At 42.1% G+C, this 18,329-nt stretch carries 17 protein-coding genes; 10 read left to right on the forward strand and 7 right to left on the reverse strand.

Annotated elements, in window-relative coordinates:
- The first annotated feature begins 219 nt into the window (after window positions 1–219).
- Both DRB05_RS08210 and DRB05_RS08215 read left to right on the forward strand, forming a co-directional pair.
- A complete protein-coding gene (locus tag DRB05_RS08210) occupies window positions 220–906 on the forward strand; it encodes a DUF3592 domain-containing protein (protein WP_128726502.1) in 687 nt (228 codons plus the stop codon).
- A 128-nt stretch (window positions 907–1,034) separates the two neighbouring features.
- Entirely contained in the window at window positions 1,035–1,610 is a 576-nt protein-coding gene (locus DRB05_RS08215; RefSeq protein WP_128726503.1) for a rhomboid family intramembrane serine protease, read from the forward strand.
- A gap of 51 nt (window positions 1,611–1,661) precedes the next feature.
- Here DRB05_RS08215 and DRB05_RS08220 read toward each other — a convergent pair whose 3' ends face one another.
- Window positions 1,662–3,737, reverse strand: coding sequence for a M13 family metallopeptidase (locus DRB05_RS08220; protein WP_128726504.1), 2,076 nt, complete (start codon window positions 3,735–3,737; stop codon window positions 1,662–1,664).
- 270 nt (window positions 3,738–4,007) lie between these two features.
- On the opposite strand from DRB05_RS08220, the gene recR reads away from it, so the two are divergent.
- The gene (recR, locus tag DRB05_RS08225; RefSeq protein WP_128726505.1) at window positions 4,008–4,607 is read left to right on the forward strand and encodes a recombination mediator RecR; all 600 of its coding nucleotides are present in this window, start codon (window positions 4,008–4,010) and stop codon (window positions 4,605–4,607) included.
- A 163-nt stretch (window positions 4,608–4,770) separates the two neighbouring features.
- Window positions 4,771–6,684, forward strand: a complete 1,914-nt coding sequence (gene htpG / locus DRB05_RS08230; protein WP_010606422.1) for a molecular chaperone HtpG — start codon at window positions 4,771–4,773, stop codon at window positions 6,682–6,684.
- Window positions 6,685–6,779: 95 nt separating this feature from the next.
- Here the strand turns inward: htpG and tpx are convergent, their stop codons facing one another.
- Complete coding sequence (tpx, locus tag DRB05_RS08235) at window positions 6,780–7,361, reverse strand: thiol peroxidase (protein WP_128726506.1); 582 nt, start codon at window positions 7,359–7,361, stop codon at window positions 6,780–6,782.
- 201 nt (window positions 7,362–7,562) lie between these two features.
- Between tpx and DRB05_RS08240 the strand changes: the two genes are divergently transcribed.
- From DRB05_RS08240 to DRB05_RS08250, 3 genes are all read left to right on the forward strand, one after another.
- Window positions 7,563–8,567 carry a response regulator gene (locus DRB05_RS08240; protein ID WP_128726507.1) on the forward strand — a complete coding sequence of 335 codons (1,005 nt, stop codon included), beginning with the start codon at window positions 7,563–7,565 and terminating at the stop codon, window positions 8,565–8,567.
- A gap of 2 nt (window positions 8,568–8,569) precedes the next feature.
- Window positions 8,570–9,544 (forward strand): diguanylate cyclase, encoded by a 975-nt coding sequence (locus DRB05_RS08245; protein WP_128726508.1) that lies wholly within the window; start codon window positions 8,570–8,572, stop codon window positions 9,542–9,544.
- A 163-nt stretch (window positions 9,545–9,707) separates the two neighbouring features.
- Window positions 9,708–10,253 (forward strand): DUF4303 domain-containing protein, encoded by a 546-nt coding sequence (locus tag DRB05_RS08250; RefSeq protein ID WP_128726509.1) that lies wholly within the window; start codon window positions 9,708–9,710, stop codon window positions 10,251–10,253.
- Between the two features lie 158 nt (window positions 10,254–10,411).
- On the opposite strand, the gene DRB05_RS08255 is transcribed toward DRB05_RS08250, so the two are convergent.
- The gene (locus tag DRB05_RS08255) at window positions 10,412–11,620 is read right to left on the reverse strand and encodes a porin (protein WP_128726510.1); all 1,209 of its coding nucleotides are present in this window, start codon (window positions 11,618–11,620) and stop codon (window positions 10,412–10,414) included.
- Between the two features lie 367 nt (window positions 11,621–11,987).
- Between DRB05_RS08255 and DRB05_RS08260 the strand changes: the two genes are divergently transcribed.
- From DRB05_RS08260 to DRB05_RS08270, 3 genes are all read left to right on the forward strand, one after another.
- Window positions 11,988–12,938, forward strand: a complete 951-nt coding sequence (locus DRB05_RS08260) for a DUF5050 domain-containing protein (protein ID WP_128726511.1) — start codon at window positions 11,988–11,990, stop codon at window positions 12,936–12,938.
- Between the two features lie 391 nt (window positions 12,939–13,329).
- The gene (locus DRB05_RS08265; protein ID WP_128726512.1) at window positions 13,330–13,569 is read left to right on the forward strand and encodes a hypothetical protein; all 240 of its coding nucleotides are present in this window, start codon (window positions 13,330–13,332) and stop codon (window positions 13,567–13,569) included.
- Window positions 13,570–13,663: 94 nt separating this feature from the next.
- A complete protein-coding gene (locus DRB05_RS08270; RefSeq protein WP_128726513.1) occupies window positions 13,664–14,491 on the forward strand; it encodes a hypothetical protein in 828 nt (275 codons plus the stop codon).
- A 129-nt stretch (window positions 14,492–14,620) separates the two neighbouring features.
- Here DRB05_RS08270 and DRB05_RS08275 read toward each other — a convergent pair whose 3' ends face one another.
- Genes DRB05_RS08275 through DRB05_RS08290 form a run of 4 tightly spaced genes read right to left on the reverse strand, consistent with a single transcriptional unit; the run spans window position 14,621 to window position 18,285 of the window.
- Window positions 14,621–15,217, reverse strand: coding sequence for an O-methyltransferase (locus DRB05_RS08275; protein WP_128726514.1), 597 nt, complete (start codon window positions 15,215–15,217; stop codon window positions 14,621–14,623).
- A gap of 18 nt (window positions 15,218–15,235) precedes the next feature.
- A complete protein-coding gene (locus DRB05_RS08280; protein ID WP_128726515.1) occupies window positions 15,236–15,991 on the reverse strand; it encodes a sulfite exporter TauE/SafE family protein in 756 nt (251 codons plus the stop codon).
- Window positions 15,991–16,521, reverse strand: coding sequence for a cupin domain-containing protein (locus DRB05_RS08285; RefSeq protein WP_128726516.1), 531 nt, complete (start codon window positions 16,519–16,521; stop codon window positions 15,991–15,993). Before DRB05_RS08285 ends, DRB05_RS08280 begins: the two co-directional genes overlap by 1 nt.
- Before the next feature lie 24 nt (window positions 16,522–16,545).
- On the reverse strand, window positions 16,546–18,285 hold the full coding sequence (locus DRB05_RS08290; protein ID WP_128726517.1) for an FAD/NAD(P)-binding protein: 1,740 nt from the start codon (window positions 18,283–18,285) through the stop codon (window positions 16,546–16,548).
- Window positions 18,286–18,329: the final 44 nt, after the last annotated feature.

Raw genomic sequence — 18,329 nt, forward strand, 5'->3', positions numbered from 1 at the left:
TAATAGGCCGCAAAAGATACGATGTTTGGTCAGGGAATGAGCATCGCCGTAACGATATAACTTGTAAATCAATCCAAGTGAAGTCGCTTGCTTCAATCTATTCTCGCCACGTAAATAACATCTACCCTCTAGGTCAAACTAGTTTAGTCTGATCCAAAAACGTGTTGTGCATGCTATGCATATATGATTTACAAACATTCAAGCAAAAAGGAGTTGCTCATGATAGTCAAATATATCTTCACTCTAATAGGGGCCGCACTGTTAATCGGGTCACTTGTAATGTACAACAGTACACAAGACTTTCTAGACCGTGCAGTTATTACCGAAGGCACAGTGATAGACCTTATTCGTTCCCAGTCTGAAGACTCGGATACCTATACTCCGTTCGTTAAATTCCGCACTAAAAATGACGAAATAGTGGAGTTTGTGTCCTCTACAGGGGGCGGCCCGAACAGTTACTCAATAGGAGAGGTTGTTAGTGTCGCTTATCTAGAAGATTCAATCGATAAAGCTGAAATTAACGATACGTTCTCGCTATGGGGCGGGGTTATAATTTTGGCAGGAATGGGCTCCGTATTTTTTCTAATTGGACTTTCAATTATCTTATTTGGCGCGTCAAAAAATAAGAAAGTGAAGTATCTAAAAGAAAAAGGAACACCTGTGGTGGCTAAGTTTCAGAGTGTTGAAGTTAACCCCAGAATAGAGTTTAACGGCAAAAATCCTTACCAAATTTGTGCACAATGGAGAAACCCCGCAACATCGCAATTGCATATTTTTAATAGTGATAATATATGGTTTGATCCAAGCAACCACATAGACCGAGAAGAGATAACGGTGTTAATTGAAGAAGGAAACCCGAGCAAATACCATGTGGATATTTCATTTCTCCCAAAGGTCGCATCTTAATCCTATGAAAGCTGACGGATCGTAACTACAACACTAAATATTTAAAGTTCACTGGGGCTGAGTTTGCAAATCTATTCGAAATAGCGCTTAATAAGGCGCTATTTTTTTATCTGTTATAAGGAAGTAATATGAGTAAGCGAGCGCTACTCTTCCCTGACAATTTTAAGCTGGTTTTGTACGCCATGGTGGTGATGTGCCTCGTACAGGTGTTGGGTGGTATTTTTGGTTTACCAGTTTATCGATTTGGAATTGTACCGCACAATGTCGATCATTTAAGTGGGGTATTAACTGCACCTTTTATACACGGCAGCTGGGGACATTTGCTGAGTAATTTGCTCGGCTTAAGTATTAGCGGTTATTTGGCAGCTAGATTACCGAGGTTCAAGCGAGCAACGCTCTTTATTGTAGTTGCTACGGGGCTTTTGGTGTGGCTATTTGCTGGGCACGCTAATCACATTGGTGCGTCAGGTATTGTGATGGGGTATTTTGGTTTACTGCTTGGGGCTGCACTTTTTAATCGCGATGTGCTTGGCATCGTTAGTTTTATGGCGCTGTTGGTCTTGACTTACTATGCCAATATTAGCTTTTTAGCGACGTTGTTTGATTTTTCTGCACAGACGAGTAGTTCAAGTCATATTTTTGGGTTTTTGAGCGGATTGTGCGGTGCATACCTAACCAAGCAAAAGCGTATTACGCGACGTTAAAACAGCATAACCTGCCAGTGACGGCAGGTTATGCTCTGGGGATTTAAGTTACTACCAGATACGAACGCGCTCTTCTGGTGCAAGGTAAAGTTTGTCGCCCGGTTTTACGTCAAACGCTTTGTACCATGCATCATGGTTGCGAGGCGCAAGGGCTCTAAATTGACCCGGTGCGTGTGTACCTGCGCGTAGCTGGTTTAGCATGCTTTGCTCAGTACGCTTTTCTTTCCATACTTGTGCCCAAGCAAGGAAGAAACGTTGGTCGCCAGTCAAGCCATCAATCACCGGTGCTTCTTTGCCGTTTAGGCTCAGCTGATAGGCATGATAAGCCATCGCAAGGCCACCCACATCACCGATGTTTTCACCAAGGCTGTTACGACCGTTCACAAAGTTACCTTCAATAGGCTCATATTTGTTGTATTGTGCTGCGAGCTTGTCTGCTTTTTCTTCGAAAGCAGCGCGATCGGCATCGGTCCACCAGTTACGCTGAATACCGTTGGCATCTGATTTAGAACCTTGGTCGTCAAAGCCGTGGCCCATTTCATGGCCTATCACCGCGCCAATACCGCCGTAGTTTACTGCTGGATCTGCATTTGGGTCGAAGAATGGCGGTTGTAAAATTGCCGCTGGGAAAACGATTTCATTAAACGAGCTGTTGTAGTAAGCGTTAACGCGTTGTGGTGTCATGCCCCAGCGGTTACGATCGGTTTTTTCAAGCTCTTTAGCGATGCTATCATTACGGAAAAACTCACGTAAGTTTTTCACATTTGTCATTAAGTTATCGCGGGTTAGGGTTAGCCCATCAAACGATTGCCAGTTGTCGGGGTAGCCAATCTTAGGCGTAAATGCGGCAAGTTTTGCCTGAGCATTTACTTTCGTTTCTTCGCCCATCCAGTCTAAGCTTTCAATCCTTTCACCAAGGGCGGTGCGTAGATTTTCAACCAATTCTGACATTTGTTTTTTAGAAGACTCAGGGAAGTAACGGGCAACGTAAACCTTACCAATTGCAAAGCCAAGCGAAGTAGTACCAGACATTTCGCTGATTGCGCGTTTCCAACGAGCGCGCGGCTCTTGCTGACCACTTAAATGCTTGCCATAAAATTCAAAGTTAGTATTGAAGATATCTTCAGACAGTAGCGATGCATTGCCGCTAATGGCATGATAGGTTAGGTAGTCTTTCCAAACGGCCAAGTCTTCAGAGTTGATAAGTGCAATCATCGCTTTAATCGGCTCAGGCTGAGAGATATTTAGTTGAGGCACTTTGTAGCCCGTTTCAGCAAAATATACATCCCAATTAAAGCCTGGGTACTGTGTTGCTAGCTCGTCACGTTTGACTTGATTTAATGTGAGGTCGCGGTTTCTGCGTTTTTCACGTGGCCAATGGCCCTCAGCAATTTTGGTTTCTAGGGCTAGAATGGCTTCTGCGCGCTCAGTCGGCTTGTCTTTACCCGCAAATTTAAGCATATCTGCAATATGTGCAACGTATGCTTCGCGAGTTTTAACAAAACGCTCAGCTTGTTCTAAATAGTAAGAGCGGTCTGGTAGTCCAAGTCCGCCAGCACCCATCGACATCTCATATTTATTTGGATCTAGACGGTTAAACCACATACCGCCACCGATCGGCGCTTTTACGCCAGTTAACCAAGATTGACCAAATGCTTTGGTGAGACCGTCAGTGTTACTAATGGCGTCAATGTCAGCGAGTAGTGGTTGAATAGGTGTAATACCCAGCTTATTTAGGGTTTCCACATCCATATAAGCATTGTAAAAATCGGCGATCAGCTGCTCTTCGGCATTTAGATTTTTACCGTTAGCTATTTCTTCGATAATGGTTTTTACTTGTTCTTCGCTGCGTTCAGCAAGTGCTGAGAATGCACCAAAACGCGTTTTGTCTGCTGGCATTTCGTAGTTTTTGTACCAAGTGCCGCTGGCGTACATAAAGAAATCATCGCCAGGTTTTACACTTTCGTCACGTGCACTGAGGTCAACACCAAAACTACCAAGTTCTGCCTTACCTGTAGCTACTGCCACATTTTCTGCTTGTTTGGTTTCACTTGTTGTTACTTGTGGCTCAGAGCAAGCCGTCAGCATGATGGCTGTAAGCGCACTTGCTATTATCGTTTTTTTCATTATGTAGTCTCTACCTAGTTCGAGAAGTGGGCCCGACAGTTGTCTTATTGTACTTACTATCGGGAATTTAACTATTGTCGAGTGAATACGCTTTTGCTGCAAGTATCTGAGTCGAATTGTTGGGAAATTCACGAAGAATGTGCTTTCAAAAGGAAAAATGTATAGCAGAGAGTGAAATAGGATCAGGCTTTAAATCAATAGCAATATCCCTTATCATTTCGGCATTATTATCAGTGCTGTTGTACTGTATTGACCACAAGAAACGAATTTATGCAATTATCACCAAGTTTAACGGCGCTTATTGAAGCGCTGCGTTGTTTACCTGGCATTGGGCCTAAGTCTGCGCAGCGTATTGCCTTTCATTTATTAGAGCGAGACAGAGAGGGTGGCAGTCAACTAGGGCAGAGCCTGACTCATGCGATGCAAGCTATTGGTCACTGTTCAAGCTGCCGAACATTTAGTGAAGTTGAGGTGTGTGATATTTGTCAAAGTATCAAGCGCCAAGACACAGGACTGCTTTGCGTAGTTGAATCACCAACGGACGTATTGGCGATAGAGCAAACAGGGCAATTTAACGGCTTATATTTTGTGCTGATGGGACATTTATCACCTTTGGATGGCATTGGTCCCAATGAAATTGGCCTTGATGTTCTTGAGCGTAAACTAAGTGCTGGCAATATTAAGGAAGTTATCTTAGCGACCAACCCAACGGTAGAAGGTGAGGCAACGGCGCATTATATTTCCGAGTTATGTCACAAATATCAAGTTGAAGCGTCTCGTATTGCTCACGGTATGCCAGTTGGCGGTGAGTTAGATCTGGTAGACGGTATGACGCTGATGCATGCGTTTAGTGGGCGGAAGAAACTCTAATCTAGCTCTTGTTGTCAAAAGCCCTGATTTTTGATCGTTTAACCCAAAAAGCAGGGCGGCTTGTTAAAAATTTTGTTCAGTCTCTTGAAAGTTTTCTCTCCTCCCCCATATACCTAGCATATTGGTAAGAACACTGCATTAATTGCTTATATTGGAGAGAACAATGTCCGCAGCTCAAAAAGAAACATTAGGCTTTCAAACAGAAGTCAAACAATTACTAAACCTAATGATCCACTCTTTATACTCAAATAAAGAGATCTTTTTACGCGAGTTAGTATCTAACGCTTCAGACGCAGCTGACAAACTACGTTACCTAGCTTTGCAAAATGGCGATCTTTATGAAGGCGATGCAGAGCTACGTGTTCGCTTAAGCGTAAACAAAGATGCAAAAACCATCACCATTTCTGACAATGGTATTGGTATGACGCGTGACGAAGTGATCAGTTCACTTGGTACTATCGCAAAATCTGGTACAGCTGATTTCTTTAAAAACCTAACAGGCGACCAAGCAAAAGACTCGCAGCTGATTGGTCAATTCGGTGTTGGTTTCTATTCTGCATTCATTGTTGCTGATAAAGTAACGGTTCGTACGCGTAAAGCGGGTGAGTCAGAAGCAGTTGAATGGGAATCGCAAGGTGAAGGCGATTTCACAATTGCTGAAATTGAAAAAGCAGAGCGTGGTACAGAGATCACACTACATCTTCGTGAAGAGGAAAGTGAGTTCCTTGAAACTTACCGTCTTCGCGGTATTGTGACTAAATACTCGGATCACATTTCAATTCCTGTTGAACTTTATAAAGACCCAGTTCCTGAATCTGAAGGCCCAGATGGCGAGAAAATTGAAGCGCAACCTGGCGAGTGGGAAGCTATCAACAAAGCCACTGCACTTTGGACTCGCGATAAATCAGAGATCAGCGAAGAGGAATATAAAGAGTTTTATAAGCATGTTGGTCATGATTGGGAAGAGCCACTCACTTGGGCACACAATAAAGTAGAAGGTAAAACTGAATACACCAGCTTACTTTACATCCCTAAAAAGGCACCTTTCGATTTATATAATCGTGAACGTCAAGCTGGGCTTAAGCTTTATGTACAACGCGTATTTATTATGGATGACGCAGAGCAGTTTATGCCGAGCTACCTGCGCTTTGTTAAAGGCTTACTAGATTCTAACGATCTACCACTCAACGTATCTCGTGAGATCTTACAAGATAACAAGATCACTCAAGCTATTCGTAAAGGCTGTACGTCTCGCGTACTTAAAATGCTTGAGCGCATGGGCAAAAACAAACCAGAAGATTACCAAGCATTCTGGAATGAATTTGGTAATGTGATCAAAGAAGGTCCAGCTGAAGATTTCGCAAACAAAGATGCTATTGCGAAACTATTGCGCTTTAGCTCTACGCATACTGATGAGAAAACGCAAAATGTTTCTCTTGAGCAGTACATTGAGCGCATGAAAGAAGGCCAAGATAAGATTTACTATGTTGTGGCTGATAGCTTTGAAGCAGCAAAGAGCTCTCCGCATCTTGAAATCTTCCGTAAGAAAGGTATTGAAGTTCTGTTACTGTCAGATCGCGTTGACGAGTGGATGATGAGCCACCTCACTGAATTCAACGAGAAGCCACTTCAGTCAATCACGCGTGGTGATCTTGACTTAGGTGATATGGATGACGAAGAAACGAAGAAAGCGCACGAAGAAAGTGAGAAAGAAGTTGAAGGCTTAGTTGAGCGCGTGAAAACAGCACTTGGCGATAAAGTGAAAGAAGTACGCTTTACGCACCGCCTAACAGACTCTCCAGCGTGTGTGGTTGCAGACGATCATGACATGAGCTCGCAAATGCAAAAGCTAATGGAGCAGGTAGGTCAAGCCGTGCCTGAGTCTAAGCCGGTATTTGAGCTAAACCCAGAGCACCAATTGGTTAAGCATTTAAATAACGAGCAAGACGAAGACAAGTTTGGACAGTGGGCAGAAGTGCTACTAGACCAAGCAATGCTTGCAGAGCGTGGTAGCCTGAAAGATCCAGCAGGCTTTGTAAGTCGTCTTAACAAGCTAATGCTAGATCTACAAAAGTAAAATCAATTAAGTAAATTGGTATAACGAATTGAAAAAGCCGGTCATGGTTAAGTGACCGGCTTTTTTGTGTTTATCTACGAGCGCATAGAGATATATTATAGACGCTTCAGTGCGCCAACGACTTCTTTGTAGTCTGGCTCTTTTGCTAAGTTTTCTACCAGCTGCTTGTAAACAACCTTGTGTTCTTTATCTAATACAAAAATCGCTCGGCTAAGCAAGCCCATATCTTTAATCAACAAACCATAATTTTCACCAAAAGAATGCCATACGGCGTCTGATAATGTTTGAACCTTATCGATATTTTCCGCTTTACAGAAGCGCTTTTGCGCAAACGGTAAGTCCGCACTAATCGTCAACATGGCAACATCTGGAAATTGGCTTGCTACTTTTTCATTAAAATGTTTAGTCTGTAGGCTGCATGTACCTGTGTCTAGGCTAGGTACAACACTGATTAAAACGGCGCGATGCTCAAAATCTTTCAGTGAAACCGGAGTGAAATCGGCGTCGGCAACCTTAAAATCTGGGGCGGCTTGCCCCTGTTTTACACCTTTTCCAAGTAGTACTACCGCTTTTCCGTCTGCTTTTACCTTTCCCAGATCTAGCGTATTTTCAGGTAAATCGTAGGCCAGCGACATGGCACTGAACAATCCACCCACCAAAACTAAAGTTTTCAGCATAATGTATTCCTTTTGAAGTTAACTTAATTGATTCGAGTGTATTATACTGACAGTAACTAACCAAGCTTAAGTGACATTTAGATTGTAAATGTGGCGTTGTTTTACTACCATGTGTCGCAATTTTAAGCTTTTATCTCATAATTATAACTAAAACTTCCCGGCATCGTGCCGATACGCATGGGAAACAGAAAGAGAGCTTGTATGTCAACATTAGTCCTAATTTGTGACGATTCAAAACTTGCCCGTCGGCAGCTGGCGCGTTCACTGCCGGACGACTGGGATATTAAAGTAGAATTTGCAGAGAATGGACTCGATTGTATCAAGCAAATAAAAGCACTCTCTCCAGAGATTCTATTTCTCGACCTTAACATGCCACAAATGGATGGCTATGAAGTGCTGCAAGCCATTACTGAGCAGGGGTTGTCGGTACTTACCGTCGTTGTTTCCGGGGATATTCAGCCCAACGCACATCAGCGAGTGATTGAGCTCGGCGCTATAGACTTTATTCGAAAGCCTTGCGATGCAGCTAAGCTTGCTGAAATTATCGAACATCATGGGATAAAAGATAAAGCTATTCGAGAAAGCTTAGTTCATAAACTTGGTGAGCAGCTAGACCCAGAGATCCGTGATATCTATCAAGAACTTACCAACGTAGCTATGGGACAAGCCGGCGATTTGCTGGCACGGTTACTCAACGTATTTGTCGAATTACCCATTCCAAACGTTAATGTACTTGAAGTTAATGAGCTGCATATGGCACTGCAAGCCATTGATGCTAGTGCAACTACGTCGGGTGTTTGCCAAGGTTTTATTGGCGGTGGTGTTTCTGGAGAGGCGTTGCTCTTACTCAATGACTCAAGTTTTAAAGAAATCGCGTCTTTGATGAATTATCATGGCGAACTTAATACCAAGGTTGAGCTTGAGCTATTAATGGATATTAGCAATATCTTGATCGGTGCAATATTAACAGGGCTATCACGGCAGCTTGATATGTCGTTTAGCCAAGGTCACCCAGTTGTGCTTGGTCAGCATTGTGATGTGGCTGAACTTGTGAAAGCCAACAAGGCGAGATGGCAAAGAACACTCGCGATTGAGATTAGCTATGGCATAGAGCATCACAACATTAATTGTGACCTTATGCTGTTATTCACGGAAGACTCGCTTAAAACCTTAAAATATAAAGTAGCCTATTTATTGGATGATTAACTATGCCTGCAGCCGATTTTGATATGAATGAAATCCATTGGTTAATGGATATGTTTAACACCGTAGATGTAGGCTTAGTGGTGCTTGATCGCGATTATAAGGTCTGCATTTGGAACGGCTTTATGGAAAATCATTCTGGTTTATTACCAAGTGCCGTCAAAGACAAAGATATTTTTGATTTGTTTCCAAGTATTGATGAGCAATGGTTTAGGTCAAAAGCTGAGCCTGTATTTGTGTTAAAAAATCGCTCATTTACTATTTGGGAGCAGCAGCCGTATATTTTCCGTTTCAAAAACTATCGACCTATCACGGGTAAAGCGGATTATATGTATCAGAACGCAACGTTTATCCCACTAACTACCGTAACAGGCGATGTTGGGCATATCTGTGTGATTATTTATGATGTAACCGATGAAGCAATTAATAAGCTAGAACTTGAGTCTCTGAATAAACAATTAGAGAAGATCAGCCGCACAGACAGTTTAACTCAGTTACATAACCGCGGGTTTTGGGAAGAAACTTTAAAACAAGAGTTTAAGCGTTTGAAGCGTAATCAAGGTCAAAGTGCATTGCTTATGTTTGATATTGACCACTTTAAGCGTATTAATGATGAATATGGTCACAGCGGTGGGGATGAGGCTATTCGCCATATTTCAGATTTGTTGCGTAAAACACTGCGAGAAACAGATACCGCAGGTCGCTACGGTGGTGAAGAGTTTGCAGTAACTTTGCTCGACACGGATGTAAAAGGTGCAATCACATTTGCTGAAAGACTACGTTCGCTAATAGAAAATTCATCGATTTATTACGATGAGCAACAAATTAAGATAACGGTTAGCCTTGGTGTTGCCGTGTACGAAGAGTCTTTTGAAAAACATGAGCAATGGATTGAGGCGGCAGACAGCGCTTTGTACGTGTCGAAAGAAGGTGGAAGAAATCGAGTAACGGTTTACTCAGAAGATATGGCCAACGAATAAGGTAAGGGCTTAAAGTGTGGAGGCTGTATGCACATTTTAGCGCAGCTTCTTCCTTACCGTTGTTTCTCATTTTATATCCCCCTCGTGGGCATCTAATTCCTATTCTCAACTCCATCCCTTTGCCTTGATAAACCTTTTGATACTAAATTACTCAAGGATTCACATGTTAGACGTGGATAAATTATCAAAAATGATTGCAGCTGCTGCGAGCGAATCTTTTTCTGCCAGCCGTGCCAAACATCGTAAAGATGAAATACTGGGTTACGCTATTCTTTCTCATGACACTGCTGATTCGCGCTGCGCCGCGGTTGCTACACACCATGGCTTAAAGAGTTTTGTCCATGGTGAAGATAATGACTTTCTATTTTCACCACCAGAGTGGGATGAGTTTGACAATGGTACCGCGTTTGCGAGCGTTAATAATGAACTAATTAAAGCCTATGATGAAGGAGACTATGAAATAGACCCTGACTGGCATGAAAAATTCAGAGAGGATGTATTTGAAGCAACTGTGCAGGGTTTAGAAATATTAGTCAGGCAAGGTTTTTTTGGGACGGAAGAGGAAAGAAACCGTTTATATCTTGCCTTTTGTCTCAGCGACTCTGAAACCTTCACGACACATCTCCCAAGCTGGGTGAGTAAATTGAATACAGATAGGGTAACGAATAAGTTTCTAGCGTGGCAGCAAGGCTTAACAAATGCGTACTAGCGACTAATATAGGCTTTAATTGCGTCGTTAAACATACTAATACTGCGACGATGAGTAGACTCACTGTGTCATCCCAGAAGCTAGGTGGTTGGTCAGTGTTTAGCGCATCAAAGCTCATGCATTTTGATGCGCTTGGGTTGACACTATAGCGTTTAATACTAGAGCGTGTAATGGAAACCGATGGCGATACCGTCGTCTTCGGTTTGTGACATTTGTGCTTCCTGCGCAGCATCGGCACTTGAGAAGTCACTAAAATCTTTACGCGCTTCAATGTACAAAATGGTGTCTTCAGACATAAAGTAGTGCGCGCCTATCACGGCAAATTGACGCTTAAAGACATCATTAGGATCGGCATTGAAGTTTGGTTGGATAACATAGTCATCGCCCGCGTCAAATACGTTGTAAGCGATAAATGTACGCACGTCATTATCAAAACGGTAGCTGATAAGCGACTCTAACCCAACGGCATCCTTGATTAAGCGACCTAAGTTGTCGGTATCGTGGTTTTCGTTTTTATTGATGTTTGCAGCAGCATACCAACCAGGCTTATAGAAATCGCCATAGGTAATACCGACGCCATAAATTAAATCTTTAACCGATTGATTTCGACCAGCAGCATACACTATATCAAACTCGCCACGGTTAACGCCCGCTGTGAGGGTCAGGTTCTCAGTGGCTGCATAGGTCAGTGAAGCGCCATAGGTTGAATTAAACTCTACCATTTGTGCCGCGTTATTCCCTTGATTGAACAGGGTTTCACATGAGCTGCTCGAAATGTCAACGACATCACAAGTATAAAAATCATCAGATTTGAACTGGGCTTGTACAGCAAAGCTCAGCTTGCCAAATTGATTACGGTATTGCAGCACTTTATCACCACGACCAGTACCATTGATAGCGCCGTCGTCTTTGTTATAGGTGTAAACACCTGCGGCATTACCATCCCAAACTAGGCTATAGTTGGTGCTGTATACTACGTCGTACCATGCTCCCCATTGTTTTCCTAGGGTAATTTGGCCGTATTCATCGTGCTTAACGCCAACATAACCTAATCGGTTATATAAAAACTCATCTTGTATTGATTCGAAGCGATTGCTGTAAACAATATCACTACTACCAACTGGGTTTACGCCCCATTCTAGTAGTGCAAAAGCCTGCCAGTTGTTTTTTAATTGGCGTTTAAAGTCAAAGTTAATACGCGATGCGCCGTTTACCAACTCAGTCTCGCCTTGAGTATTAATAACTCGAGCATCGATAAAGCCGCCAACCGTGACACTATTCTTTTCATCTTTGAATATCTCGATAGCGTTCACTGTTGGAATTGTAGTCACGCTAGCGATTAGGGTGGCAGCAAGTGTTCTTTTCATGAATTACCTTGTTTCAATGTTGTTGCTAAATAGGGTTAAGTTAGCTAAAAAATGCAGATTATCAAAGCTAAAATACAGGCAAAAGTGAAAAAATATCAAGAAAATAACGTGGTTTCTGGTAAATTTATTCATTTTATGTTCATTGTTCATAAATATCAATGAGTTATGAAGAGGTGTTTTTCGTAATTATTGATTGGTTTTGTGCAATAAATGGAAGGGGCTATAGCACTATCAGGGTTCTGTTATCAGCAAGAAGATAACACATTTAGGTGCAATTCAGCGAAAAGTCAATAAAACATCATGTTTTTCGTAGGTAAACTGCTGTAGTGTTCTCCTATTATACACAACTATCAAGGGAGACTGAGTAATGCTTGTTAAAGAAATTGGCATCTCAAAGCGGGCTTGTTTTTACAGCATAATGTTATTTTTTATTCATGAAGTTCAATCATATAGCGAACTATCAGCTGAGTCGTATGGTATTATTTATAGCTTTAAAGACGGTAATAGCATAGCGATTTACTTAAGTGATCAAGGTGGTAGATCGCCAGTTAGAATCGTGAAAGCCACATCGAGTGACGGCTATCCTGCTGTCTCACCATCAAAAGACAAAGTAACCTTTTACGGTAAATACGATAACTTTAAAACATGGTCAATCCACACCGTTGATATTACTGGCCGCAATCTGAAAAGATTAACGAGGAAAAAATATGTCTGGGATAGTGCACCCGCGTGGTCTTTGGATGGAATGACGATAGCGTTTGCTAGAGAATATGAAAATAAGGAAGGCGTTTGGCAAGAAGAAATTTGGTTAATGAATGCTGATGGTAGTGAACAGCGCCAAATTAAAAATCTGGCGGGTCGCGCTCCAGAATTTATGCCAGATGGGCGATTACTCTATCAATCTAAAGCCAGCCCAAGCCAAATTAGCATTGCCAGTTTAGATGGTGGTGAGGTTATTCAACTCACTCAAGATGATACTGATAACATGTCTCCTCAAATTTCTCCAGATGGCACAAAAATAGCCTATTTATCTAATAGAGATGGTAATCAGGAAGTATATGTCATGGATATTGATGGAACTAATAACAAGCGGCTGACCCGCAATGACATTCAAGAGTGGGATCCATCTTGGTCTCCAGACGGCACAAAGGTGTATTTCGCTTCAGAGAATGTGTATGGCTTTTATGATGTCTTTTCTGTAAATGTGGATGGCACGTCTATCAAAAGAATACTTCAAAACAGCTCGCAAGCGACTGTTGTACCGGGTCTTGACCAAGAAGCACTAAAAAAGTTAATGAATACAAATGAGCGTCAGTAGGCCTAAAACACTGACCGCATTTCTAGGTCATTAATTTTACTGCTGTTGGAGACGATCTGTAAAAGGAAAAGAAGTATCAAAGCAATGTGAATAAGCTTAAGAGAAGCCTTAAGTGTATAAAAAGTTAGCATTCATCCTCAAAACTTATGATAACGAGGGATATTATGATGCATTGTTAATAACGATGTTGGATGTGATAGAAATAAAGTACCCGAAGTCACTTTGGTCTGCAAAATATTGATAGCTATTACGACCGATTAAGTGAGCGTTATGGTTTTACTATATTGCCAAGACAAACGCGTTGGAATAGTGTTAATAGGCTCGGCTTCATTAGCTTACTTTCTGAAGCGAAAGTAGGATCGGGTACGAACTTAGAGACAAGGATTTAGGTATGAGTTTACTTGCATGGATACTCTCTCATGCCACGTTGGTGGCGTTTTGGCTTTGGATTTTAAATTTTGGTGGAGCGGCAAAGATAGAAGGGTGGAGGTCGTTCTTTATCATTGGCTGGTTTGCTGCGCTATGGACTGCTGAGCAGTTGCGTCTGTATGCGCTGTGTATACTCGTACTACAAGTTCCTTGGTTTATTGCAGGTCTTTTGATGCCGCAATGGCGAGGCTTTGCGGTGTAATTGTCAGGCTTTGTAAAGGTGCTTGGATTATGCTGTTACTTAGTGCAATTATATTTACTTGAAAAGTAAACAGGCTCTAATAAAAGGACAGTTTATGAAGCAGATGAGCATTCTAATTGCTTTGTTTTGCAGTTTAATAATTTGCGATAAAAGTTATGGCCAAAACAAGTATGATTTAGGACAAAAGCCACCGGGATTAACGCCCGAATTATTTGCTCCAGGTGTGGTTTCTACGGATGAACACCGCGAGACTGAAGTGTTATTTTTGCCAGATATGTCTGAGCTTTCTTTTACTCGCGCTGGTGGAGAATACCAAAAACCGACATGGATTGTGATGCAATTTAAGCACAATCAATGGATTGAAAAATCAATACCTGAAGCAGACAGAAAAGCATATCAGGATAAATTTAGTCCACCAGTTTCACACATACAAAACATCGAGTCTTTTAAAGGTATTCCAATCAGAGGCTATACCACCTCAGCAAAAGGGACACTCTACTTTTATGTCTTAGATTTGAAAGACGGCAGTGGGCATTTGAGTTATTCACGGCTTGTTGATGGTAAATATGAAACACCGCACAAAATGAGTAAGGCAATTAATCAAGGAAAGTACATTGCTCACCCCTACATCGCGCCAGATGAGTCTTACATTATGTGGGATGCTGAACAGGAAGGTGAAAACACGCCTGATATTTACATTAGTTTTCGTAACCAAGATGGTACATGGACAAACGCAATAAATATGGGAGATACGATTAATACGGCTGCGTACGAGCAACGTCCTAAAGTATCACCAGACGGGAAATATTTATTTTTTTGGCGAGGTGACAAAAAAGTCAGAAAGGACGGCACCAGTTACTGGGAAGGCAATCCATACTGGATGGATGCGAATATCATTGAAACACTGAGACCTACTCGCTAGTGCTCAGTTATTCTTGGTTATACTCCCCTTAAAAACCTCGGTAAGATGGCATGCAAGCATGCCTTTTTCAATATCTGCGAATTTTAAAGGGTCACAGTTCCTCTCAATCGTGTGGCAAAGTAGAGTGCTTTATTCGTAGCAATGCGTGTTACGGTAAGCGACAAATTCCCCTTTACCTACTGGTACTAAGGCTGTTGTGTATCTTTGACTATCTGAGAAATACTGCATAAACGCGGTTAACTCATGGGCATGCGACGTTGCGTTATCACACACAATAATACCATTTGGCGCGAGCAGTTTTTCGGCCAGTGGCAGAATATCCATATAGATACTTCTGTCAGCGTCGAAAAATATCAAGTCAAAGCCTTGCTGTAACTTAGGTAAAATTGTCGATATCTCGCCGTTGAAAGCATTAATCCAACACTTTAGTCTTGCTCGGTCAATATTTGCTAGCGCTTGTTGATATTTGTGTACACATCTTTCGATTGTGGTGATTTCTCCATTTTCAGGTAATGCACCGGCAAACCACAATGTAGAATAACCGTTAGACGTGCCAAGCTCTAAGATACGAGTTACATTACTCGCTTTAGTGAGGAAAGCTAAAAACTCACCAGTGTCTTTGGTGATATTTAAGTATTTATCTTGTTTACTTTTTGCGTTCATATCATTTTTCAGCCCTAACTCAGCGACTTCGCTAAGTAAGGCGTTATATTCAATATTCACCATGATAATATTCCTTTAAAATCAGACAAGTAGTGTTTTATTTTTGAAAATCACATATAAGCCAAGCAGGGTAAGCGCACCATAAAAAATACGCTCAAACATAATGATAGAAATGTGCTTTCGTAACTTTGCCCCAAAATACATACATATGGTAGCTGGGATCAAGGCGACTACGGACAAAGCACTTGCTGATGGTGTTAACACACCTTGCCAAATTAACCCCAAGCTAAGCCCGAGTGATGAGCAAGTGAATAAAATGCCCATTGCCTGGATCAACTTTTCCTTTGGTAGACCAATTGCCTGTAAATAAAATACGCCAGGCACTGCAGAGGATCCAGTTAATCCGGTAAAAACGCCATTGCACATTCCTAGCACAACGCCCGCATGAGGTCGCCATTGAACATCGATATGTGGTTTAAACTTTAAGATCCCTAAGCTGCCATAACACATCAGCAATACACCTAATAACAAAGACATGTGGGCTTGATTAACAAACTGAGTCAGTAAGCAGCCGGCTGCAATGGAGATTGTTGCGAAAAAAAAGAATAAACGTTGGGTGAGCCAAAGAGTCTTCCAGTGCGCGCCTGAAACGGCTTGTACGATATTGGTTATAAATGCAGGCAATGCTACCAACGCCATCGCAGGATGGATCCCGATGATAGCGGTGAGTAGTCCCAGCACAATCGGTGGTAGGCCAAGACCCACCACTCCTTTTATGAGTCCTGCAAAACCAAATACACCTAAAATGATGGCGATGGTTACTGCTGAGTATTCCATTATGCGCTCTCTAGTGCATGCTCTGGATACGACGCCTCTATACCTTGGGTTGCAAACGCATTAAGTGCGGTTAGCACATCGCTCAGCTCCTCATCATCTAGGACTTCGGGCTTGTTTTGCGAAAAATGATCCACTAGTGCCAATATATCTTTCTTGCGGTCCTCAATGTATACATCTGTTTGTTGATAATCAAAATACGTCGCATCAACTAGTTGCGCATCCATTTTCTTATTGTTCTTCACAAACTCTATATTAAATTCACCGAGTTGCATGAGCACATAACGACTCGCCTTACCCGGCTCCATGGCGTTGGCGAACCGGTGCTTAAGTTTAGATGGAATTTGGAATACTTCACCTAAAGGTACATGGTAAATCTGCTGCCTGTCTGGAAGCTCAATATTGATAGCGCCCTTAGCACAATAAATCATATCGCATACCGATTGGTGAAAATGGTATGGAACCGCTCTGTGATCTAGATTAAAAAGGCTAACACGAATGCCATTTTCATAGTAAAACTCTTTCATTTCCATGGTTTGCTCCTTGTCATACTGTTATTAAGCGTGGACTTTAGTCTGGTCTGTGTTTCTTTGTTGTGCGGTAGTTTTTTTATAAATATAGTCGACCCAATTATGGGCAACACTTTGTGCGGCTTCAACAAACGCTGCAGCAAAGTTACGTTCGTTTTGCCAATAGCGCGTCAATACACCAAATGACGACAAGTAAGGTGAAACCTGATGCTGCTGAGTTATGGGGTCCCATCGCATCACCTTGTAGGATTCATGTCCTTGCAATCGAATACCACCGGTTTGGTAGTTAACTTCTTGATGTGGCTGTAATTCACCTCGTTTGATCAAAGCTTGTATAAATGGATCTGGGTGCAGTTTTAAATCAAAGCTTTGACCTGCCGCCATAATGAGGCCATCGGCAATGAGTGGTTCGCAAACCTGATTGCATGATATAGAAATTTGATTTGCGCTGATAGTAACCCCCTGCTTATTACCATAACCAAGTTGGCAGCTAGTCAATATGCCCGCGTTAAATAATGCTATCAACTTTTGTGCATTTAGCAGTGGAATAGGAACGGCAGTGCGAATAAAGTGTGTATCTAAGTTAGCGTCGTAGCGCTGCTTTTCGTCCGCGCTTAAATAGCGGTAAAACTTCATCCTTCTGACTCGAAGCAAGACCGCATGAATAAGCGCATTGTCTTGAGGTAAAGTTGCGTCAAATTTCAGCTTCTCTAGCGCAGACTCGAAAGGTGGGACCGCAACTTCTTGCCACCCTATGCGGCCTTGTGATGCATCTTTAAGTTCTTCATCGATCAAATGTAAAATATCGTCTAGTGCAAGGCGTTTGCCTAGCTTTTTTTCTAAATCAAAAAAGGTGTCTTCTGTTAAGTAGTTAAAGCTATGCTCAATGCGCCTGTCTCGTACCGCCGGAAAAAAACCACAGCGACTTATCGCATACACGTTGAGTGAACGAGTACTTTTATCAGGCGTAAACGCAACGACATTTCCTTGGGGGTCTTGTTCAAACTTACCGCTATCCACTAGCGATAAAATGGCATCAATGCCACTTGGCCCCATTCCTTTGATAGCAATTCGTTTGCCATATACAGGCTGTGTTTCTAGCTGCTGTGAAAACCAGTTTTTTAATGCCGAATGGGGGTAGGGCGACATCAGTACTCTTTCGTCATACTGTGCTTTATTAAGGCTATTCCAATGGCCTGTTGCAAGCAGCACTTTATCGAATTCGAGTTGTTTTACAGCACTGTGTTCATGCTGACAAAAATGGAGTTCAAAGCCACTTTTAGTGGGTAAACCATCCAACACCTTACAGTTGTTATAATGATGTATCTTAACCCCATTTTCTTTGGCTAGTTGGCAATACTGGTTAAATCGTTCTTTTAAATAGACACCAAACAACGCTCTAGGATAAAAGGCATCCTGATCGGGCTGCCACACAGTGATATCTTCAAGTGCTGGATGTGTTACTTTTATAAGGTGGGGAAATCGCTGGGCAAGCCAGTGTTGCCGTTCACAGAGCCAATCAAAGAAGTCATTGTCGAACAGTGCCATCATATAAGTTTGGTTGTTACACAAATGGGTAGGTAGCAGTTCTTCGCTACAGTATGGGTGGCCGGGACCATTGTCACCACGTTGCTCAAAAGTCACAATTTCAATGTTACGACAATCGAGTTTTGAAGCCACTAATTGCTTAACTAAGTGCACTAATGTAGCTGTACCTGAAAAGCCAGTACCTACAATACCAAACCTGCTTATGTTATTACTATGCATGGTTATATTTCCTTATTGCGGCCCAATCATGCTGGGCCATCCTG

The organism is Pseudoalteromonas sp. A757 (assembly GCF_004103285.1).
GTDB lineage: Bacteria > Pseudomonadota > Gammaproteobacteria > Enterobacterales > Alteromonadaceae > Pseudoalteromonas > Pseudoalteromonas galatheae.